This is a genomic window from Sphingomonas sp. NIBR02145 (assembly GCF_027359115.1).
GTDB lineage: Bacteria > Pseudomonadota > Alphaproteobacteria > Sphingomonadales > Sphingomonadaceae > Sphingomonas > Sphingomonas kyeonggiensis_A.
The window spans coordinates 2,640,217-2,661,083 of the sequence record NZ_CP114791.1 but is presented as its reverse complement, the minus strand read 5'-3'; the positions used below and the strand labels follow the sequence as shown (position 1 = coordinate 2,661,083).

Below are 20,867 nucleotides of genomic sequence, written 5' to 3'. Positions count from 1 at the left end.
CTACCGCCAGCTGCCCAGCCACATCCAGTGGGTGAACCCCTGGCTGTCGGCCAGCGGCGCGCCCGAGAGAATCGGGTAGAAATAGCCGAACACCAGCAGCGACAGCGCGGCGAACCATTCTTCCCAGCCGCGGTTCCGGCCGCGATCGAAATGCTGAAAGGCGATCGGGATCGCCATGCACAGGAAGATGCTGCTCGGGTGGTAGTAATAGAAAAAGCCGATCGACTTGGGGATCACCACATAGATCGCCAGGCTCCCGGTCCATAGCAGCGCGACCGACAGCGGCTTGATCGCCTTGTCCCTGATCCACGCCCAGTAGCAGGCGGCGACCGCGACCAGCCCGCCCCACAGGATCAGCGGGTTGCCGATCAGCAGCACGCCGCGCTGTGCACCGCGATCCCACTCATAGAAATACCAGATCGGCCGCAGCATCAGCGGCCAGCTCCACCAGCTCGACTGATAGGTGTGGTGCGGCAGGATCTGGGTCTGCATCTGCCACATGTGGATCTGCTGGCTGAACAGCGCGCCGAGCGAAGTCAGCGGATCGGTGGTGTAGAAGAAGGCCGGAGTGAAGGTGAGGAAATAGGTGACCACGCTCACCACGCCCATCGCCAGGATCGCCGGGATGGCGGGCAGGCCGGCCCAGTGGCGCTGGTCCTTGCCCGAAAGCGCCGAGAGGATCGGCTTCCTCGCCAGCCGGGCGTCGCGGGCACGGATGACGAGGAAGGAGAGGGCGGCAAGCACGATATAGGGCACGCCGGCCCATTTGACCGCGGTGACGCAGCCGAGCAGCGCGCTGCCCGCGATCCAGCGCCACCACACCGCCTTGCCCGTGCCCTGCATCGCCCAGAGCAGCATCACGATCGCCCAGACCAGGAAGGCGCCCAGGAAGATGTCGAGCATGCCGGTGCGCGCCTGGACGTAGACGGTCTGGTTGAGCATCGTCAGCACCGCGCCGACCACCGCCGCGCGCATGTTGCCGACGAGCAGCCACAGGAAGGCGAACACGCCGAGCACGGTCGCTGTGCCGAACAGGGTCGAGGCGATGCGCCAGCCGAACGGATTGTCGCCGAGCAGCGCCATCCCGGCCGCGATCAGCTCCTTGCCGAGCATCGGATGCTCGACATTGCGCGGGCCCGACAGGTCGAGCAGCGCCTGCGCCGCGGGCAGATAATGCACCTCGTCGAACATGATGACGCTGGGCTGGTCGAGATGGACCAGGAACAGCGCCTGGGCGACGATGGCGAGCAGCAGGGCGACGAGCCAGGGGCGGGTGCCAAGGGCCTTGAGGCGATCGAGCATGGCGCGTTGGATAGCCGACCGTTTCGTGGCCGTCATGCTGAACTTCACACCCGTATTTGATCGCTCCCCGGCGAAAGCCGGGGGCCAGGGTTTCTCTGCCGAATCGCCCGTGACCCTGGGCCCCGGCTTTCGCCGGGGAACGGCCCTGACCAGAAGCGGAGGTTGGGCATCCCAAACAAGTTACGATGACGACCGGTGTTGACGCCCCGTCCCCCCCGCCGCAAAGCATTCCGCACTATGAAGCGTCGTACCGGACAAGACCGCAGCGTAACCCGCAACTGGAAACCCGCCACCCAGGCCGTGCGTGGCGGTACCGCCCGTTCCGAATGGGGCGAGACCAGCGAGGCGATGTTCCTCACCTCGGGCTATGCCTATGATTGCGCTGGCGATGCCGCCGCGCGCTTTGCCGGCGAGCAGACCGGCATGACCTATTCGCGCCTGCAGAACCCGACGGTGGAGATGCTCGAGGAGCGGATCGCGCTGCTCGAGGGCGCCGAGGCGTGCCGCACCATGGCGACCGGCATGGCGGCGATGACCGCGGCGATCCTCTGCCAGGTCAGCGCCGGCGACCATATCGTCCAGGGCCGCGCCGCCTTCGGTTCGTGCCGCTGGCTGACCGATAGCCTGCTTCCCCGCTTCGGCGTCGAGACCACGATCGTCGATGCGCGCGATCCCCAGCAGTTCCAGGACGCGATCCGCCCGAACACCAAGGTGTTCTTCTTCGAGACGCCCGCCAATCCGACGATGGACGTGGTTGACCTCGAGGCGGTCTGCGCGATCGCGCGCAAGCACGGCATCACCACCGTGGTCGACAATGCCTTCGCCACGCCGGCTCTCCAGCGCCCGCTTGAATTCGGCGCGGACGTGGTAGCCTATTCGGCGACCAAGATGATGGACGGGCAGGGCCGCGTGCTCGCCGGCGCCGTCACCGGCTCGTCGCAGTTCATCAACGACGTGCTGCTGCCCTTCACCCGCAATACCGGCCCGACGCTGTCGCCGTTCAACGCCTGGGTGGTGCTCAAGGGCATGGAGACGCTCGACCTCCGCATCCACCGCCAGAGCGAGAATGCGCTCAAGGTCGGCAGCTTCCTCGAGAAGCGCGTGCCCAAGGTGAACTTCCCGGCGCTGCCCAGCCACCCGCAGCACAATCTGTTCATGCGCCAGATGGCGGCGGCCGGCCCGATCTTCTCGTTCGAGGTCGATGGCGGCCGCAAGCAGGCGCATGCCCTGCTCGATGCGCTCGAGCTGGTCGACATCTCGAACAATATCGGCGACTCGCGCTCGCTGATGACGCATCCGTCCTCGACCACCCATTCGAGCGTCGCCGAGGAGAAGCGCTTGGAGATGGGCGTGACCGAGGGCATGCTGCGGCTCAATGTTGGGCTGGAGGACGCGGAAGACGTGATCGCCGATCTCGACCAGGCGCTGAGGGCCGCCGGATTGTGATGGACGCCTTGTTCACCGATGCGGAGGAAACGCGCGGGATCACCGTGCGCGTGTCGGTGAGCTATCTTCCCGAACAGAGCGAGCCCGATCGCGGCCGCTGGTTCTGGGCCTATCACATCCGCATCGAGAACAATTCCAGCGTGATGGTGCAGCTGCTGACGCGGCACTGGATCATTACCGACGGACGCGGCGCGCGTCATACCGTGGAGGGCGAAGGCGTGGTCGGCGAGCAGCCGATGATCGCGCCGGGGGCGAGTTTCGACTATGTGTCGGGCTGCCCGCTGACGACACCCATCGGGAACATGCAGGGCAGTTATCACATGATCGGGGAAGACGGTTCGGCGTTCGACGTCGCGATTCCGAAGTTCGCGCTGACCGCGCCGGCGGTGGCGGAATGAAGCGCACCCATCTCCCGCTGAATGGCCTGCGCGTGCTCGATGCCGCCGCGCGCCACCTGAGCTTCACCCGCGCGGCCGACGAGCTGGCGGTGACCCCTGCCGCGGTCGGCCAGCAGATCCGCGCGCTGGAGGACACGCTGGGCGTCGTCCTGTTCCGCCGCACCACCAAGGGGCTGGAGCTGACCCCCGAGGCCGAGGCCGGCCTGTCGGCATTGCGCGCGGGCTTCCTCCAGTTCGAGGAAAGCGTCCGCGCGATGCAGGCGGGGCAGTCGTCCAAGTCGCTGACCATCGCCGCGCCGCGCGACCTGACCGCGAAGTGGCTGATGCCGCGCCTCGCCGAGATCGCCCGCGTCGACAGCGACCTGCGCTTCGTGCTGGTGCCGGCTGACGACGCACTCGATTTCACCGAGGCCAATCTCGATCTCGCGATCCGCTGGGGCGAAGGGCCGGGCGAGCATGAGGGCGAGGCGCTGGAGAGCGACGGCATGGTCACGATCGAGCGGCCGGGCGGCGGCATCGACGTGCGCATCTCCTGGCCGGGCTGCATGGCCGAGGACGCAGGCTCGCTGGTCCGCGTCGCCGACGCCGGGCTGGCGCTGGAGGCGGCGGCCGAGGGGCTGGGCCGGGCGACCGTGCCCGAACTGCTCGCGCGCAGCGATATCGAATCGGGTCGCGTGGTCGTGGTCGGCGAGCCCAAGAGCTCGAAGCTTGGCTATTGGCTGGTCGCGCCGCTGCCCCAGTGGCGGCAGAAGAAGGTGAAGGCGCTGGTCGACGCGCTGGCGCTGTGAGCCGGCCCGCCGAGCTGGCCGCGCGCGAGACGGTGGTGCTGGAGACGGCGCGTCTCCGCCTGCGCCCGCGTACTCCCGATGATGCCGAGGCGCTGTTCCCGAGCCTCTCCGACGCCGGGCTGATGCATTTCTGGTCGGGCCCGCCGCATGCGAGCGTCGAGCAGACGCGCGCGGACTTCGCGCGAGGGGCGCCCGAATGGCGCTGCTGGGCGATCACCCTGCGGGAGGACGAAACCGCGATCGGCTTCGTCGCCGCGGGCGAGAAGCGCCAGGGCAATGTCTCCGAGATCGGTTATATGCTCTCCCGCCCGCATTGGGGCGGCGGCATCGCCGTCGAGGCGGTGAGCGCTGTGATCGACCGGCTCTTCGCCGAGGGGCAGCGCCGCGTCTTCGCCGATACCGACCCGGAGAACCTGGCCTCGCGCGGGCTGCTCGAGCGGCTGGGCTTCAGGCTCGAAGGCATGCTGCGCGCCGAATGGGAGACCCATATCGGCGTGCGTGACACCGCGCTCTACGGCCTGCTGCGCGACGACTGGCGGCGCGGCTGACCGCTCAGAAGGGCGCGCGCGGCGGCACGTAGGACGCGGGCGGAATGCTCGGCGCCGGCTGGTCCGGCGTGATGTCGAGCCAGGTCAGCCGCCCTTCGCTGGCGCGCGTGCTCATGTTCGAGCCGGTTGCGTCGCCTGCGTCGAACACGAGCGTGAACCGCTCGATGCGGATCTTCCCGTCAGATCCCGGCGGCAGGCGCAGCGGGGCATAGCGCCGCGTGGCGACGGTCTTGCGCACCCGGTTGGCCCAGTCCGCCGAAATCTCGGGGGAGCGGCGGACCTCCTCGAGGTCGTGGACGCGGCCATCGGGAGCGACCCGGAAGCGGAAATCCACCCATTCGGGCTCGGAGTCGATCTGCTTGCGGATCGCCGCCTTGGCGCCGTTGCGAAGCGGCACATCCTCATAGACCAGCACGGGTTCGGTGAAGCCGGCATTGCCCAGATTGGCGATCGCCCGGTCCATCGCGTCGCTGCTGCCGGCCAGCCCGGTGAGGCGCGCGCGCAGCACGCGGGCGGCGATGCGGACCTGTTCGAGCTCGGGCTCGGTGGTCCGCTCGATCCGCGCGATCCGTGCCCGCGCGGTGCTGCCGAAGATCGAATCCTGCGATGCGAGGAAGGTGTACATCGCGGCGGAGCGGAGCATCGCGATACCCGCGACCTGCGGTTCGCCTGCCTCGCGCGCCTGTTTCTCGACCCGGCGATAGGTCTCGTCGGCGGCATCGGTGCGGCCGACCAGACGGAAATCGTCCCCGGCCGTCAGGCGCTGGATCAGGACGCGCGTGTCCTTGCCGTCCAGCCCGCCCTTGAGCGTATCGAGCGCATCGACCTGGGCGATGCGGGCCCGGTCCGGGAACCCGTCGAGGTCGGTCATCCGGCCATAGCTGCGTTCGAGATCGGCGACCTCTACCGGATAGTCCTTGCGGTGGCCGCCATTGCGGTCGCGCGCCGCCGCGAGCGTGGCGCGCGCCTTGCGATAATCGCCGGCAAGCAGCTGGTTCTCGGCCAGGGTGATGCTGGCGTCGATATCCTCGGGCGGAGCGCATTTGCGCGCAAGGCATTGCTCGAGCTGGCGGGCCGAATCGGCCAGCCCGTTGCCGGTGACGACGATCGGTGCCGGCGGGTGGCTCCCGCTATTGTCCTGCGCCCAGCATGGTAGCGCCACCAGCAGCGCCATGCCCGCCAGAATGTTTCGCATCACGCTCTCCCGATCCGCCCGTCGCGCCTTTCGCCGATACGGGAACTTGGCGCGAGGCGGTCCGAAGCGCTAGGGCAGATGCAACCGAGATGGAGGACACCGAGATGCCGCAGAGTCCGTGGAGCCACAGCCGCAGCGCCGGCGTGTCCGACGACATTGATTTCGAGATCAAGGGGCAGGAGCTCCAGTTCGTTGAGATCGAACTCGACCCGGGCGAGAGCGCGGTGGCCGAAGCGGGCGCGATGGTCTGGAAGGACGCATCGGTGGGGATGACCACCGTGTTCGGCGACGGCAGCGGCCAGCAGGGCGGCGGCTTCATGGGTGCGCTGCTCGGCGCCGGCAAGCGGCTGGTCACCGGCGAGAGCCTGTTCACCACCGTCTTCACGCACAATGGCTCGGGCAAGGCGCGCGTGGCGTTCGCCGCACCGGTGCCCGGCGCGATCGTGCCGATGAAACTGGACAGCATCGGCGGCACGCTGATCTGCCAGAAGGACGCGTTCCTCTGCGCCGCCAAGGGCGTGTCGATGGGCATCGCCTTCCAGCGCCGGATCATGACCGGCCTGTTCGGCGGCGAAGGCTTCATCATGCAGAAGCTCGACGGCGATGGCTGGGTGTTCGTCCAGTTCGGCGGCATGGTGGTCGAGCGCGAGCTGGCACCGGGCGAGGAACTGCATGTCGATACCGGCTGCGTCGCCGCCTTCACCCCGTCGGTGGAGTTCGACCTGGTCGGCGCGGGCGGCGTGCGCAGCGCGATCTTCGGTGGCGAGGGTCTGTTCTTCGCGCGGCTGAGGGGCCCCGGCAAGGTGTGGATCCAGTCGCTGCCCTTCTCGCGCCTGGCCGGGCGGATGATGGCGGCGGCCTCGTCCTATGGCGGGCAGAATCGCGGCGAGGGTTCGGTGCTCGGCGGCCTGGGCGACCTGATCGGAGGCAATCGTTGAGCCGTCCGATCCCCAATCTCAACGATCCCGAGGAACGCCGCGCCTATCGCCGCGAGCTGCTTGGCGTGGCCAAGGGGCTGCGGCGCAGCGGCGTGGCATTGGCTGTGCTGGGTTCGGCGCTGATCCTGGTCAACGCCTATTGGACGCCGATCCCGAACCTCCTCACGCTGGCGGCGATCGTCGGCGGCTTCGCGCTGATGCTGATGGGGATCGGTGCGCGGACGAAATACCACAAGCGCCGGATGCGCGGGGAGATTTAGGGTCGGGGTAGCCATTGTAGTTCCCCGGCGAAAGCCGGGGCCCAGGGTTTCTCTGCCGTCCCGCTTGTGATCCTGGGCCCCGGCTTTCGCCGGGGAACAGTTCAGGCATGCGCCTAAGGCGCCGGCGGTGCGCTCAGCTCCGCCGCCTTGCCCATCAGCCCGGCGAAGCGACCCTGCTCGACGTCGCGCTGCAGGTCGTTCCAGCTGCCGGTGACGGCATACCAGTCGCCATTCTGCGCCTGGAGCAGGTAGGTCATGTTCATCACCCCGGGCTCGGAACCGCCCTTGTAGCCCACCCATTGCCACTTGCCGCGGGCATCCGGGCCGAGGCCGGCATTCTTCGATAGCACCGCGCGCGCATCCGCGCCGGTGGGGCCGTCCGTATTGCGGCGCAGCCAGTCCATCACCCGCACCAGGTCGTTCGGGCTCTCGAACCATTCGAGCGTGTCGATGCGGTTGGGAATCTTCTTCTGGAAGCTGGTCTGGTCGATCAGGATCAGCGGCAGGCCGGCGACTTCGCCGTCGAGCAGCGCGCGGCGTCCGGCTTCGTCCAGCGCGAGATATTTGTCGGCCAGGCCGGGGACGCCCTTCAGCTTGAACATGTCGAGCGTCGACAGGAACGGCCGGTTGGGCGCCGGATCGGCGATGCCGAGCACCGGCAGCATCGCTTCCACCTTTGCCCGGCCCAGCGTCTTGAGCAGCACGTCGGTCGCGCTGTTGTCGCTGATCGAGATCATCTGCGTCGCCAGCTCGCGCAGGCTCACCTGCGTGCCCTTGGGCTGCCGCATATAGCCACCGCTCGGCAGCGGGCTGCCGTCGAGCGTGACAAGATCGTCCCACTTGCGCTCGCCGGCATTGGTCGCGCGGACCAGCTCGGCCAGGATCACCAGCTTGAAGGCGGAGCCGATCGCATAGGGCTTGTCGGCGTTGCGGCCGGCGATCAGCTGCGGCGTGCCGGCGCCGAGCCTGGCGATCGCATAGCCGGTATCGCCGTGCAGCGCGGCGAGCGCGCGCTCGACTTCGGGCAGCGTCTTCTCGGCGGACTCGAAGCCGCGGACGACCAGGCCGGCCACCTGATGCGGCGCCGCCGGATCGACCGTGAGCTGCATCAGCGCCACGCCCGAGGCGAACTGAACGCGCACCACGCCCTGCCACGGTGTCGCCTGCGTCACGCCCAGGATCGCGTTCGGCTTGCCGTTGCTTGCAATCAGCCGCGCGGTGGTCGCGTCGAACTTGTCCCTGGGCACATTCGCCTGGAAGCCGGGGGCGAAGAACGAAGCATAGTCGCCGGTGCCGTTGAGGATACCGAGCAGTTCGTCCAGCCGCGCGGTGAAGGCGGGATCGGCCTGGGCCTGCTGGCTGGCCGGTGCGGCGGGCTGGGTCTGCGCGGCTGCGGCGGGCGCGAGCAGCAGAGCGGAGAACGCTAACAGGGCAGGGCGCATGGGGAGCTCTTTCCGATTACAGCTGTAGTCGTATTACTCGCCTAATACACTTGGCGCGAGACTCTCGTCAACCTTCGTTGCGCAGCCGTCATAGCGCGCAATAATCATGATATCAACATTAATGGGTGTTCTCGTCATCCCGGCGAACGCCGGAACCTCGTGCGGCTCTCGCCCCGCGCCTTCGCCTGAGATCCCGGCTTGCACCGGGATGACGGTCATGGCTCAGGCGTCGATCACTTCCTCGTCGAGCCGCGCCGCATTCTCCTGGATGAAGGCGAAGCGGTGAGCCGGATTATTGCCCATCAGCCGGTCGACCAGGTCCTTCACGCCTGCGCGCTCCTCATATTCCTGGGGCAGGGTGATGCGCAGCAGGCCCCGGGTCGCCGGGTCCATCGTGGTTTCCTTGAGCTGGTTCGGGTTCATCTCGCCGAGACCCTTGAACCGGCTGACCTCGACCTTCTTGCCCTTGAACGCCGTCGATTCGATCTCGAGTCGGTGCGCGTCGTCACGGGCGTAGAGGCTCTTGGAGCCCACGGTCAGGCGGTAGAGCGGCGGCTGGGCGAGGTACAGATGCCCCTGGCGGACCAGGTCGGGCATTTCCTGGAAGAAGAAGGTCATCAGCAGCGTGGCGATGTGCGCGCCGTCCACGTCTGCGTCGGTCATGATGATGATCCGCTCGTAGCGCAGGTTGCTCGGATCGCAGTCCTTGCGGGTGCCGCAGCCCATGGCGAGGATCAGATCGGCGATTTCCTGGTTGGCCAGGATCTTGGCCGAAGTGGCCGAGGCGACGTTGAGGATCTTGCCGCGGATCGGCAGGATCGCCTGGGTCTTGCGGTCGCGCGCCTGCTTTGCGCTGCCGCCTGCCGAATCGCCCTCGACGATGAACAGCTCGGTGCCGGCGGGATCGTCGGCCGAGCAATCGGTCAGCTTGCCGGGCAGGCGCAGCTTGCGCGCGCTGGTCGCGGTCTTGCGCTTGACCTCGCGCTCCTGCTTGCGGCGCAGGCGGTCGTCCATCCGCTCGAGCACATAGCCGAGCAGCGCCTTGCCGCGGTCCATATTGTCGGTGAGGAAATGGTCGAAATGGTCGCGCACGGCCTTTTCGACCAGGGCCGTCGCCTCGGGCGAGGTCAGCCGGTCCTTGGTCTGCGACTGGAATTGCGGCTCGCGGATGAACACCGAGAGCATCAGCTCGCTGCCGGTCATCACGTCGTCCGCCGTGATGTCCTTGCCCTTCTTCTGGCCGACCAGTTCGGCAAATGCGCGGATCGAGCGGGTCAGCGCCTGGCGCAGGCCCTGCTCGTGCGTGCCGCCATCGGGGGTCGGGATGGTGTTGCAATACCAGCTGTACGAGCCGTCGCTCCACAGCGGCCAGGCGACCGCCCATTCGACCCGGCCGTTATTCTCGCCCGGGAAATCCTGGTTGCCGGCGAAGAAGTCGGCGGTGGCGCATTCGCGGGTGCCGATCTGCTCCTTGAGGTGATCGGCCAGGCCGCCGGGGAACTGGAACACCGCTTCGGGCGGCGTATCGTCGCTGATCAGCTCGGCATCGCACTTCCAGCGGATCTCGACGCCGGCGAACAGATACGCCTTGGAGCGGACCAGCTTGTAGAGCCGGGCCGGCTTGAACAGCATCTCGCCGAAGATCTCGGTATCGGGGATGAAGCTGACCGAGGTGCCGCGCCGGTTGGGCGTGCCGCCGACATGCTCCAGCGGCCCGAGCGTCTTTCCCTGGCTGAAACGCTGGCGATAGAGCTGCTTGTCGCGCGCGACTTCCACCGTGGTGTCGATCGACAGCGCGTTGACCACCGAGATGCCGACGCCGTGCAGGCCGCCCGAGGTCGCATAGGCCTTGCCCGAGAATTTGCCGCCCGAGTGGAGCATCGAGAGAATCACCTCGAGCGCCGACTTGTCGGGGAATTTCGGATGCGGATCGATCGGCATGCCGCGGCCATTGTCGATAATGGTGATGCGGTTGCCGACCTCGAGCGTCACTTCGATGCGATTGGCATGGCCGGCCACGGCCTCGTCCATCGCATTGTCGAGGATCTCGGCGGCAAGGTGATGCAGCGCGCGTTCGTCGGTGCCGCCGATATACATGCCCGGCCGGCGCCGGACCGGCTCCAGTCCCTCAAGGACCTCGATCGAGGAAGCGTCATAGGTTCCGGAGGGCACGCCCGGCGCGGCGAACAGGTCTTCAGCAGCCATGGAGAACGTATAGGGGGTGTACGGTGAGCGGCGCAAGCTAATCGGGGAGGACGCTCAGCCAATACCGTCACCCCGGCCTTGTGCCGGGGTCCACCGGAAGGCGAGCCATGGGCAAGAGGCTTGAGCGACCGTCGGTGCGGCGCTGTGGATCCCGGCACAAGGCCGGGGTGACGAGGTATTCGCCGAAGGGGGTGTCCCTCTACGCTGCCTTCAGCTGCGCGATGAACCGATCGGTCGCCGTCTCCAGCGCCATCGCAGCTTCGGACAGGCCAGTCGCCGCGCTCGAGACGCGGTCGGACAGCGCCTCGGTGTCGCTCGCCACGCTGGCGACGGCGCCGATTCGCTCGGCCATGCGGGTGGCGCCGGCGGCCGTATCGTGCGCGGTCGCCTCGATCATGCCGGCGGCATAGCGCTGGCCGTCGACTTCGCCGCGGATCGCCTCGGCGGCGGCGGCGACTTCGGCGACGGTCGCGGCGATCTCGTCGAGCGCGTCATGCGCCTCGCTCGCGCCGCTCCGGACGGTGCCGGCCAGGTTGCGGATCTCCTCGGTCGCGTGCCCGGTCTGGTTGGCGAGCGCCTTCACTTCGTGCGCCACCACCGCGAAGCCGCGGCCGACATCGCCGGCACGCGCCGCCTCGATCGTCGCGTTGAGCGCGAGCAGGTTGGTGCGCGCCGCGATCTCCTGGATCGATTCGGCGAAGACGGTGATCGTGTTGGTGCGGTCGGCAAGCACACGGACGGCATTTTCGCCCGAGCGCGATACGCCGCGCGCCGCGCCGCTCAGCGTCGCCTGCTGGTCGACGCTGGACGCAATCGCCATGATCGAGGCGCTGAGCCGGCGGACGCCGTCGGCCAGGCCGCCGGCGGTGTCCGATGCCTGGGTGGCGATATGCGCGGTCGCGGCGATCTCGACATTGGCGGTGTGGGCCAGCGTGTTGAGCGCATGCGCCGATCGATCGAGGTCGGCGGCGGCGCGGGTGACGTCACGCACCGTCTCGGCGACCGATTCCTGGAAGCCGGTGGCAAGTGCGAGCATCTCGCGCCGGCGCTCGTCGGCGGCGCCGCGCTCGCTGGCCTCGCGCCGCTCGCGCTCGGCGCGCTCGCGCGATTCCGCGGCACGCACGGCGCGCAATGCCGCTTCGGCCTCGTCCCGGCGCGCCGTCGCATCCTCGGCGAAGCGGTCGCTCTGCGCCCGGGCGATCTCCTGACCCTCGATCAGCCGGCAGAGCTGGGTGGTCAGATAGGCGAGCACCGCGAACTGGAGCAGCACCGCCACGGCGTGGAAGATCACCCGCCCGAAATCGCCGCCGCCCTCGAACACCCAGGCGGGCAGGGCGAGCTGGAAGATGATGTGGTGCGCGGCGATCAGGCCGCAGGCGAGCGCGATCGGCTTCCAGTCGTAGAGCAGGGTCAGCCCGGCCAGCGCGACGAAGAAATACATGTGCGCGTCCATCTGCCAGGCATGGCCGGTCAGCGCATAGACGGCGAGCGCGGGCTGGATCGCGGCGAGCGTGCCGACGATCATCCGCGCGGAGGAATCATAGCGGTGGCGCAGCGCGACGATGGTCGGCGCGATATTGGCCGCCGCGCCGAGCAGCAGCGTGATCCATTCGCGCTGGCTGCCGCGCAGCATCAGCCCGAGCACGAACACGACCAGGACGATGGCCCAGCTCGCCACGACGAGCAGCTCGACGCCGCGGCGGCGCAGGCGGTCGATCTCGGTCATGCCGCGGGCCCTCCGCACAGCGCCGGCGGCGCGGCGAGGATCAGCACCGCCTTGCCGCGCAGCGCCACGGCCAGCGCGGCATGCGCGCCGGTGACGACCATGCTGCCGGGCAGCGGGCCGCCGCCGAGCAGCTGCGCGCCGCCGTCGATCGCGCGCACCAGCATCGGGTTCGCGGTGCCGGGAAGCATCGGGACAAGGAGCATCCGCCCCTGGCTCGGCGGCCAGAAGGCGGCGCAGACCAGGGCCAGCCCGACCAGCGCCAGCTGCGCGGCAAGGGCATGGCGGCCGAGCTTTACTCCAAAACGGTTCATTCCCCGCGCCTAGCGCGGAGCCGGTTAGCAACGCGTAAACCACGGCCCGCAAATCCCCGGATATGCGTATTTTTGCGAGGTTCGGGGCGGCGTTCCGAGCCGGGCGGACGGGCCCTTAGCCACCGTTTCGGCCGGATCGTTTCTGGGGCGCACCCAACGGCCATGCTAGGCCTTGCCTGCCGGTTCCAGGGCATGTGCGAGGCGCCTTTGGCGCCTCCGGTCCCTGGCCCGCGCGCCGTCGGGGAACTTGGGGGATCTTGCGATGACGATGGATTGGCAGGTCGAGGGCAGAAACGCAGTCGCGCCCTTCACGTTGAAGCTGCACCGCGGGGAGGGCATGGTCCTGATCGCGATGAACTGGCGGCACGGCGAGCCGCCGCTCGATTTCGTCGGCTTCGCGGTCGAGTATCTCCCGCCCGACGGCGATCGCTTCTACGCGATCAAGAACCGCATCGCCTTTCCCGGCCGCCACAAGCCGAGCGCGGAGGGCGCGCCGCCCGAGCAATATCCGACGACCGAGGCGCCGCTCCAGTCGTTCCGCTGGATCCATTTCCCGCGTATCGCCAATGTCCACGGCCTGTTCACCTACCGGGTCACGCCGCTGTTCATGAACACCGCCGGCGAGCTGTCGCGCGGGCTGGCGCAGGAGGCGCAGATCTCGCTCTATGCCGAAACGTTGCCCGGCAAGATCAACGTCGCCTTCACTCGCGGCTATGTCTCGTCGCAGAGCTTCGTGGACCGGTATGGCGGGGCCGAGGGGTTCAAGCAGCTGATCCCGGCCAGGGCGGACGAAGGCAATGATTTCAAGTCGGATCATCCCAAGGCCGAGGACGCCTATGCCTGGATGGGGTTCGAGGCGCGGGCGCGGATCGTCGGCCTGCTCGATGCCGCGATCAAGGACAAGGCGGAGGTGATGGTCGTCGCCTATGAGCTCAACCTGCCCGAGCTGATCGAGCGGCTGGCGAAGATCGGCGAGAGGCTGCGCATCATCCTCGACGACAGCGGCAGCGGCGAGAAGGACAAGGGGCTGCCCCATTCGGCCGAGAGCCGCGCCGCCGCCGTGCTGCTCGCCGCGGGCGCCAGGGTGGTTCGCCAGAAGATGGGCAACCTCCAGCACAACAAGATGATCGTGGTCGATGGGCCGACGGTGCAGCAGGTCGTGCTCGGCTCGACCAACTTCTCGTGGCGCGGCTTCTACGTCCAGGCGAACAACGCGCTGATCGTCACCGGCAAGGCGATCGTCGCCCAGCAGCGCGATGCCTTCGAAGCCTATTGGAGCGGCACCGCGGCCAGTTTCGCCGCCAGCGGTGCGGCGACCTGGCGGCCGCTCCAGGTGGAGGGGCTCGACGCCGAGATCGCGATGAGCCCGCACAATGCCGCGCGCTCGACCCAGAAGAGCATCGGCCAGGCGATCGACGGCGCCCAGTCGAGCCTGTTCTACTCGCTCGCCTTCCTCAGCCAGACCAGCGGGGATGTGACCAAGGCAATCCTCAAGGCGACCGGACGCAGCGACCTGTTCGTCTACGGCATCGCCAATGCGCCGGTGGGCGAGACCGAGGAGATGCAGCTGATGCAGCCCGACGGCAATCCCGCCTCGGTCTCCCCGGCCGCGCTCACCAAGGGCGTGCCCGAGCCCTTCCACAGCGAGGCGAGCGGCGGTGGTGGCATCAAGATGCACCACAAGTTCGTGGTGATCGATTTCAACAAGCCGAGCGCGCGGGTCTATACCGGCAGCTACAATTTCTCCTACCCGGCCGACATGGAGAATGGCGAGAACCTGGTGGTGATCCGCGATCCGCGCTTTGCCACCAGCTACATGGTCGAGGCGCTGCGCATCTTCGACGCCTATCAATACCGCCTCGCCGCCAAGGACCAGCAGGCCCATGGCAAGCGCAAGGAACTGAAGATCCCGCCCACCGACGGCACGCCGCCCTGGTGGAAGAAATTCTACACGGTACCGGTCAAGATCCGCGACCGCGAGCTGTTCGCCTGACGCTAGACGCAACGCCATTCAGGCTGCGACAGCTGGCAGTTCCCCGGCGAAGGCCGGGCCCCAGTTGCAATGTCGTTCGAGGGGCTACTGAGCCGTCGTCAGTGCATCGAACCTGGACCCCGGCTTTCGCCGGGGAACAGGGAGAACGGAATGCCGACACGGCTTAGCGGACGCGCGGGCCGCCAAAGGGCAGCGGCGGCGGCGGGCGACGGTCGCGGCGGGGCAGTTGCGCCTGATAGGCATGGCCGCAATGCTCGACGCAGTACGGGAAGCCCGGATTCACCTTGTCGCCGCAGAAGTGGAAGTCCGGTTCGCCCGGATGGCCGAGCGGCCACTTGCAGATCTTGTCGCTCAGATCGAGCAGGCTGGTCTTGCCCGCGATCGCGTCGCTCGGCTTGGCCGGCACCAGGCGGCGCGGCGGGGCCGGCGAGATCGGCGGAGCCTGCTCGCCCGGATTCTGGCGGACGAAACCACCGGGGCCGACCGAGCGGAGGACCGGACCTTCGCGCTTGGGCGCAGCGGGCTCGGCCGAGTCGTCACCGGCCGATTCGGGCGCCGGCGCGGGTGCGGCGGCACGCGGTGCGGGGGCCGGAGCCGGCGTGGGGGCGGGCGCAGGTGCTGCGGCGCGGGGCGCGGGCGCCGGCTTGGGCTCGGCCGCGGCCTTGGGCTCGTTGGGCTTCACGGGCGAGGGACGCGACGGCAGGCCCAGGCGGTGCGCCTTGCCGATCACGGCATTGCGACTCACCCCGCCAAGCTCCTCGGCGATCTGGGTTGCGGTCAGGCCGCTGTCCCACATCTTCTTCAGCGTATCGATCCGCTCTTCGGTCCAGCTCAAAACTTCTCTTCCTTCACCTTGCCGTCGGCTCGTGCAGCGGTTACGCGAACGCGCGATGAGCAGCCAGCCTGAATTCGGTCAACAGCTCCCCGAGCCCGGCGTTCCGGTTATCCGCAACGTCAACTGGGGAGGTTTGCGCACCCTCTATATCAAGGAGGTGCGTCGTTTCTTCAAGGTGCAGCTCCAGACGATCTGGGCACCGGCGGTCACGACGCTGCTGTTCCTGGTGATTTTCACCGTCGCGCTCGGCGGCGGCGGGCGGATGGTGAGCGTCCAGCACCACGAGATTCACTTCGCCGAATTCATCGCGCCCGGCCTGATCGTGATGGGCATGCTGCAGAACGCGTTCGCCAACGCCAGCTTCTCGCTGCTCGTCGGCAAGATCCAGGGCACGATCGTCGACTATCTGATGCCGCCGCTCTCGACGCTGGAGATGTTGACCGCGCTGGCCGGCGGCGCCGTCACCCGCGCCTTCTGCGTCGGCGGCACGGTCTGGCTCGCGATGGCCTTGTGGGGCGTCGATGTCTGGCCGCAGCATCTATGGGCGGTGCTGTGGTTCGGCTTCCTCGGCTCGCTGTTCCTGTCGCTGATGGGCGTGATGACCTCGATCTGGGCGGAGAAGTTCGATCACGCCGCGGCGGTGACCAACTTCGTCGTCGCCCCGCTCGCCCTGCTCTCGGGCACCTTCTACTCGGTCGAGCGGCTGGCCCCGACCTTCCAGGCGATCAGCCACGCCAACCCGTTCTTCTACATCATCTCGGGCTTCCGCTACGGCTTCATCGGCGTCGCCGATTCGCCGATCCTCGTCGGCAGCCTGGTGATCCTCGGCCTCGACATCGCGCTGGGCTTCGCCTGCTACGCGCTGCTGCGCCGCGGCTGGAAGATCAAGAACTGAGGGCTGGCGCGTAGTGCGCTCCTCTCCATCGTCATCCCCGCGAAGGCGGAGATCCATTGGCGCTGAACTCGGATGGGACCGCAGCGCCAGCCTGAATGGATTCCCGCCTTCGCGGGAATGACGGTTTTGGCGTTTGCGGTTGTGCCGATAACGCCCCGGCATGCCCTTCGCCCAAACGATTATTGACCTCTCCCGGCCACCCCACGTAAACACCCGCCTCGGGCGGTCCCGATAGGCCGCCCTTTGTCGTTTCTGGAGTCTCGTTTCGAGCTTTTCCTAGAGGAGTATGTTCCCATGACTATCACCCCGCTCATGCCCGTTTACCCGCGGTGCGCTGTGCGGCCGGTGCGAGGCGAGGGGGTGTATCTCTATGGCGAGCGCGGCGAGCAGTATCTGGACTTCGCCGCGGGCATCGCGGTCAACGCGCTCGGCCATGGCCATCCGCACCTGACCAAGGTGCTGCAGGACCAGGTCGCCACGCTGATGCATGTGTCGAACCTCTACGGCTCGCCCCAGGGCGAGGCGCTGGCCCAGCGGATCATCGACGTCAGCTTCGCCGACACGGTGTTCTTCACCAATTCGGGAGTCGAGGCGATCGAGTGCGCGATCAAGACCGCGCGCCGCTATCACTATGTCAACGGCAACCCGCAGCGCCACAAGCTGATCACCTTCAAGAACGCCTTCCATGGCCGTTCGATCGGCGCGATCTCGGCGACCGACCAGCCCAAGATGCGCGACGGCTTCGAGCCGCTGCTGCCGGGCTTCGACTATGTGAAGTTCAACGATCTGGAGGGCGCGCTCGCCAAGATCGACGGCGAGACCGCCGGCTTCCTGGTCGAGACGGTGCAGGGCGAAGGCGGCATGACCGCGGGCACCCCGGAATTCATCCAGGGCCTGCGCAAGGCGTGCGACGAGCATGGCCTGCTGCTCATCCTCGACGAGATCCAGTGCGGCTATGGCCGCACCGGCAAGATGTGGGCCTATGAGCATTACGGCATCACGCCGGACATCATGACCGTGGCCAAGGGCATCGGTGGCGGTTTCCCGCTCGGCGCCTGCCTGGCGACCGAGGAAGCTGCCAAGGGCATGGTGATCGGCACGCACGGCTCCACCTATGGCGGCAACCCGCTCGCCATGGCGGCCGGCCAGGCGGTGCTCGACGTGATGCTCGAGCCCGACTTCCTGCCGCATGTCGAGAAGATGGGCGACCGCCTGCGCCAGGCGTTCGAGCAGATGATCCCCAATCACGATCACCTGTTCGAGGAGATCCGCGGCAAGGGCCTGATGCTCGGCATCAAGATGAAGGACTCGGTGGTCAGCCGCGATTTCGTGGCGCATCTGCGCGACAATCACGGGCTGCTGACCGTCGCCGCCGGCGAGAACGTGTTCCGCGTGCTGCCGCCGCTGGTGATCAACGAGGACCATATCGCCGAGTGCATCGAGCGCCTGAGCGAAGGCGCGCGTTCGTTCGCCCCGCCGAGCGATGACTGAAGAACCATTCCTCCCCGAGCTTGTCTCGGGGAGGGGGACCATGCGTAGCATGGTGGAGGGGCGCCGCGCAGCGGCGTGGATATGGAGCGGCCTTCCGCGCCTTCGGCGCAGCCTCTCCACCACCGGCCTTCGGCCGGCGGTCCCCCTCCCCCAGGCGAGCTGGGGGAGGATTTGAATATGACCCGCCATTTCCTTGATCTGTCCGACGCCGGCACCGCCGGCATCCAGGCGATGCTCGACGATGCGATCGCCCGCAAGCAGGCGCGCGCCGGCTGGCCCAAGGGCAAGGTCGATGCCGACGCCCCGCTCGCCGGCCACGTCCTCGCGATGGTGTTCGAGAAGAACTCGACCCGGACCCGCGTCTCGTTCGACATGGCGATCCGCCAATTGGGCGGCACCTCGATCGTGATGGACGCCGGCAGCATGCAGCTCGGCCGCGGCGAGACGATCGCCGATACCGCGCGCATCCTCTCGGGCTATTGCGACGCGATCATGATCCGCACCGATGATCACCAGAAGGTGGTCGACATGGCGAAATATGCCAGCGTGCCGGTAATCAACGGCCTCACCGATGCCTCGCATCCCTGCCAGATCATGGCGGACATGGAGACGATCCTCGAGGCCGGCTTCGTGCTGCCGGGGCTCAAGGTCGCGTGGCTGGGCGACGGCAACAACGTCCTCGCCTCGATCATGGAGGCCGGTGGGCTGATGGGCTTCGACGTGGTCGCCGCCTGTCCGCAGGGCTATCAGCCCAGCGACGAGGACCTTGCGCGCGGCAAGGGCCGGGCAAAGGTGGTCGGCACGCCGCAGGAAGCGGTGGAAGGCGCGGACATCATCGTCACCGATACCTGGATCTCGATGGGCCAGGCCCATGCCGAGACCAAGCTCGCCGCGATGATGCCGTTCCAGGTGACCGAGGCGCTGATGACCGCCGCGAAGCCGAACGCGAAGTTCCTCCACTGCCTGCCCGCGCACCGCGGTGAGGAAGTGGTCGACGCGGTGATCGACGGGCCGCAGTCGCTGATCTGGCAGGAGGCGGAAAACCGTCTCCATGCGCAAAAGGCGGTGCTGCGCTGGTGTTTCGGCCAGATCGGCTGAGGTACTGGCCGTGACCGCGATCCGGATCACGGCCGCGCTTCTGCTGGTGGCGCAGCTTGTCCGCTGGGCCTGGTTCCTGCTCGGCGGGGTGCCGCTGGCGCGGGCGCTGGCCCATATCGAGTTCAACTGGGACGGTGGTGCGCTGGCGCCGCTGGCGGTGCTGGTGCTGACGCGTTTCGATCGCCGTGGAAGCTGGGTGCAGCGGCTGGGGATCTGGCTTGTCCTGCTCAGCTCGGCCTGCTCGCTGGTCGTCTGGGTGACGCGGCCCGACTATGTCCCGAACTATCCGGAGATCGACGACCGCGTCCTGATCGGCGCCGGCGCGTGGCTGCTGGGCATGCTGGCGCTGGCGGTCGGCGTGGCGCTGGTGAGCGGCGATTGGTTAACGCGGTTCATGCACCGCGAGCGCGGGCAGGCCGGCTGAGTTGCTTCGGCGCCGCGGCGCCCTACATAGCGCGCAACTTTCCGAAAATACGTGCCACATGCGGCATCCCGGCCTATGCGCCGGGCAGCGAGGATTTCGACGTGACCAACACCGCCCCCACCACCGACCTCGATCGCGCGGTCGGCTTCACCATTCCGGCTCGCCACACCCGTGGCCGCGTCACGCGGCTGGGGCCGGCGCTGGACGAGATCCTGGCGGCGCATGCCTATCCCCCGGTGATCGAGCGGCTGCTGGCCGAGGCGCTGACGCTCGCCGCGCTGCTCGGCACGACGCTCAAGGACGCGCAGGGCCAGTTGACGCTCCAAGCGCAGACCCAGGGCGGAATCGTCAACTTGTTGGTGTGCGATTACAAGAATGGTGACCTGCGCGGCTATGTGCAGTTCGATTCCCTCCGCTTGTCCCAGCTGGGCAAAAATCCGTCGCTGTTCGCCCTGTTCAACAAGGGGCATCTGGCGGTGACTTTCGACCAGCCGGCCACCAATGAGCGCTACCAGGGCATCGTGCCGCTCGATACCGCCTCGCTGGCCGAGGCGGCACAGAGCTATTTCCTCCAGTCCGAGCAGATCCCGACCGTGGTCCGCCTGGGTGCCCAGCGTGACAAGACCAGCGGCCAGTGGGTCGCGGGCGGCCTGTTCCTCCAGCATCTGCCGGAGGGAGAGGCCGGGCGCGAGCGGCTGCATGCACGCATGGATCATCCCGAGTGGGAGCATGTCGAGGCGCTCGGCATGACCATGGGGGTGGACGAGCTCGCCGATCCGGCGATCCCGCTCGAGTCCCTGGTCTGGCGGCTGTTCAACGAGGAGGAAGAGGTGCGCATCCTCTCCGATTCGACGCTCGCCAACAATTGCCGCTGCGACGGGGATTATATCACCCAGGTGCTCTCCAAGTTCCCCGAGGAGGAGCGCGCGGAAATGGCTGACGAGAACGGCGTGATCACCGTCGACTGCGCATTCTGCTCCAGCAAGTTCTCGATTCACCTCAGCGATTTCGTTCCACCGGCGTTGTAATTCGCTGCAACACCGCCATATCGGTGCGAAGGGCGCGGGCCTCCGGGGCCGTGACGGGAGGACCTTGTGATGTTGTTCAGGCGTATGATGTGCGCGGCACTTGCCGGCGCGTCACTGTTGATGGTCGGGGATGGCTCGGCGGTGGCGCATCGCGCCGCAGCCCAGTCGGTCCTGACGCAGATCGAGCGTGGCCAGTGGCTGCTCAAGGAGCGGCTGGGCACCGAGCGCAAGGTCTGCTTCACCAATCCGAACAGCTTCATCCAGATCGCTCATGGCCCGGCACCGTGCGAGCAGTTCGTCGTCAGCCAGGACACGCACCAGGCGACAGTGGTCTATACCTGCACCGGCCGCGGCAAGGGCCGCACCACGGTAACCGTTGAGACGCCGCGGCTGGTCCGCATCGAAACCCAGGGCGTGCTGGATGGTGCACCCTTCGAGCAGGAATATGAAGGGCGTCGCGCGCCCGGCAGCTGCGGCTGAACCGGGCTTAACGCTTCTTTCACAGCTACCGGGCTACCGTGGCATCGCTCCTCGTGAGCACTTT

Annotated in this window: 20 protein-coding genes; 13 read left to right on the top strand and 7 right to left on the bottom strand. The window is 67.7% G+C overall.

Translation table 11 applies throughout. The annotated features are described in order from the left end of the window. Entirely contained in the window at nucleotides 1-1,302 is a 1,302-nt protein-coding gene (locus tag O3305_RS11710; protein ID WP_269572731.1) for a phospholipid carrier-dependent glycosyltransferase, read from the bottom strand. Nucleotides 1,303-1,539: 237 nt separating this feature from the next. On the opposite strand from O3305_RS11710, the gene O3305_RS11705 reads away from it, so the two are divergent. The 4 genes from O3305_RS11705 to O3305_RS11690 are packed head-to-tail and all read left to right on the top strand — an operon-like array spanning nucleotide 1,540 to nucleotide 4,482. Then, a complete protein-coding gene (locus O3305_RS11705; protein ID WP_269572730.1) occupies nucleotides 1,540-2,748 on the top strand; it encodes a trans-sulfuration enzyme family protein in 1,209 nt (402 codons plus the stop codon). Further along, nucleotides 2,748-3,146: a Co2+/Mg2+ efflux facilitator ApaG/CorD gene (gene apaG / locus O3305_RS11700; protein WP_184169032.1), complete on the top strand. Its 399-nt coding sequence runs from the start codon at nucleotides 2,748-2,750 to the stop codon at nucleotides 3,144-3,146. Before O3305_RS11705 ends, apaG begins: the two co-directional genes overlap by 1 nt. Further along, complete coding sequence (locus O3305_RS11695; protein WP_269572729.1) at nucleotides 3,143-3,934, top strand: LysR family transcriptional regulator; 792 nt, start codon at nucleotides 3,143-3,145, stop codon at nucleotides 3,932-3,934. The genes apaG and O3305_RS11695 overlap by 4 nt, the downstream gene beginning before the upstream one ends. Further along, nucleotides 3,931-4,482, top strand: coding sequence for a GNAT family N-acetyltransferase (locus O3305_RS11690; RefSeq protein ID WP_269572728.1), 552 nt, complete (start codon nucleotides 3,931-3,933; stop codon nucleotides 4,480-4,482). The genes O3305_RS11695 and O3305_RS11690 overlap by 4 nt, the downstream gene beginning before the upstream one ends. 4 nt (nucleotides 4,483-4,486) lie before the next feature. Here O3305_RS11690 and O3305_RS11685 read toward each other — a convergent pair whose 3' ends face one another. Further along, nucleotides 4,487-5,677 (bottom strand): hypothetical protein, encoded by a 1,191-nt coding sequence (locus O3305_RS11685; RefSeq protein WP_269572727.1) that lies wholly within the window; start codon nucleotides 5,675-5,677, stop codon nucleotides 4,487-4,489. A gap of 104 nt (nucleotides 5,678-5,781) precedes the next feature. Here O3305_RS11685 and O3305_RS11680 point away from each other — a divergent pair, with 104 nt between their 5' ends. Further along, complete coding sequence (locus O3305_RS11680; RefSeq protein WP_269572726.1) at nucleotides 5,782-6,615, top strand: TIGR00266 family protein; 834 nt, start codon at nucleotides 5,782-5,784, stop codon at nucleotides 6,613-6,615. After that, nucleotides 6,612-6,875, top strand: coding sequence for a hypothetical protein (locus O3305_RS11675; RefSeq protein ID WP_184169028.1), 264 nt, complete (start codon nucleotides 6,612-6,614; stop codon nucleotides 6,873-6,875). The genes O3305_RS11680 and O3305_RS11675 overlap by 4 nt, the downstream gene beginning before the upstream one ends. Before the next feature lie 113 nt (nucleotides 6,876-6,988). Here the strand turns inward: O3305_RS11675 and O3305_RS11670 are convergent, their stop codons facing one another. From O3305_RS11670 to O3305_RS11655, 4 genes are all read right to left on the bottom strand, one after another. After that, nucleotides 6,989-8,317, bottom strand: coding sequence for a serine hydrolase (locus tag O3305_RS11670; protein ID WP_269572725.1), 1,329 nt, complete (start codon nucleotides 8,315-8,317; stop codon nucleotides 6,989-6,991). A gap of 222 nt (nucleotides 8,318-8,539) precedes the next feature. Then, nucleotides 8,540-10,522, bottom strand: coding sequence for a DNA topoisomerase IV subunit B (gene parE / locus O3305_RS11665; RefSeq protein WP_269572724.1), 1,983 nt, complete (start codon nucleotides 10,520-10,522; stop codon nucleotides 8,540-8,542). A 199-nt stretch (nucleotides 10,523-10,721) separates the two neighbouring features. Further along, a complete protein-coding gene (locus O3305_RS11660; protein ID WP_269572723.1) occupies nucleotides 10,722-12,248 on the bottom strand; it encodes a methyl-accepting chemotaxis protein in 1,527 nt (508 codons plus the stop codon). Then, nucleotides 12,245-12,559, bottom strand: coding sequence for a hypothetical protein (locus O3305_RS11655; RefSeq protein ID WP_269572722.1), 315 nt, complete (start codon nucleotides 12,557-12,559; stop codon nucleotides 12,245-12,247). The genes O3305_RS11660 and O3305_RS11655 overlap by 4 nt, the downstream gene beginning before the upstream one ends. 262 nt (nucleotides 12,560-12,821) lie before the next feature. Between O3305_RS11655 and O3305_RS11650 the strand changes: the two genes are divergently transcribed. Beyond that, complete coding sequence (locus tag O3305_RS11650; RefSeq protein ID WP_269572721.1) at nucleotides 12,822-14,552, top strand: phospholipase D-like domain-containing protein; 1,731 nt, start codon at nucleotides 12,822-12,824, stop codon at nucleotides 14,550-14,552. A gap of 163 nt (nucleotides 14,553-14,715) precedes the next feature. Here O3305_RS11650 and O3305_RS11645 read toward each other — a convergent pair whose 3' ends face one another. After that, entirely contained in the window at nucleotides 14,716-15,387 is a 672-nt protein-coding gene (locus tag O3305_RS11645; protein WP_184169023.1) for a GcrA family cell cycle regulator, read from the bottom strand. 55 nt (nucleotides 15,388-15,442) lie between these two features. Here O3305_RS11645 and O3305_RS11640 point away from each other — a divergent pair, with 55 nt between their 5' ends. The 6 genes from O3305_RS11640 (at nucleotide 15,443) to O3305_RS11615 (ending at nucleotide 20,803) form a co-directional block, all read left to right on the top strand. Beyond that, nucleotides 15,443-16,282 carry an ABC transporter permease gene (locus tag O3305_RS11640; RefSeq protein ID WP_269572720.1) on the top strand — a complete coding sequence of 280 codons (840 nt, stop codon included), beginning with the start codon at nucleotides 15,443-15,445 and terminating at the stop codon, nucleotides 16,280-16,282. 294 nt (nucleotides 16,283-16,576) lie between these two features. After that, nucleotides 16,577-17,773 (top strand): aspartate aminotransferase family protein, encoded by a 1,197-nt coding sequence (locus tag O3305_RS11635; protein ID WP_269572719.1) that lies wholly within the window; start codon nucleotides 16,577-16,579, stop codon nucleotides 17,771-17,773. Nucleotides 17,774-17,950: 177 nt separating this feature from the next. Next, nucleotides 17,951-18,871: an ornithine carbamoyltransferase gene (gene argF, locus O3305_RS11630; RefSeq protein ID WP_269572718.1), complete on the top strand. Its 921-nt coding sequence runs from the start codon at nucleotides 17,951-17,953 to the stop codon at nucleotides 18,869-18,871. 10 nt (nucleotides 18,872-18,881) lie between these two features. Then, the gene (locus O3305_RS11625; RefSeq protein WP_269572717.1) at nucleotides 18,882-19,295 is read left to right on the top strand and encodes a hypothetical protein; all 414 of its coding nucleotides are present in this window, start codon (nucleotides 18,882-18,884) and stop codon (nucleotides 19,293-19,295) included. 101 nt (nucleotides 19,296-19,396) lie between these two features. Next, nucleotides 19,397-20,323, top strand: coding sequence for an Hsp33 family molecular chaperone HslO (locus O3305_RS11620; protein WP_184169017.1), 927 nt, complete (start codon nucleotides 19,397-19,399; stop codon nucleotides 20,321-20,323). A gap of 69 nt (nucleotides 20,324-20,392) precedes the next feature. Further along, nucleotides 20,393-20,803 carry a hypothetical protein gene (locus O3305_RS11615; protein WP_269572716.1) on the top strand — a complete coding sequence of 137 codons (411 nt, stop codon included), beginning with the start codon at nucleotides 20,393-20,395 and terminating at the stop codon, nucleotides 20,801-20,803. The last annotated feature ends 64 nt before the right edge of the window (nucleotides 20,804-20,867 follow it).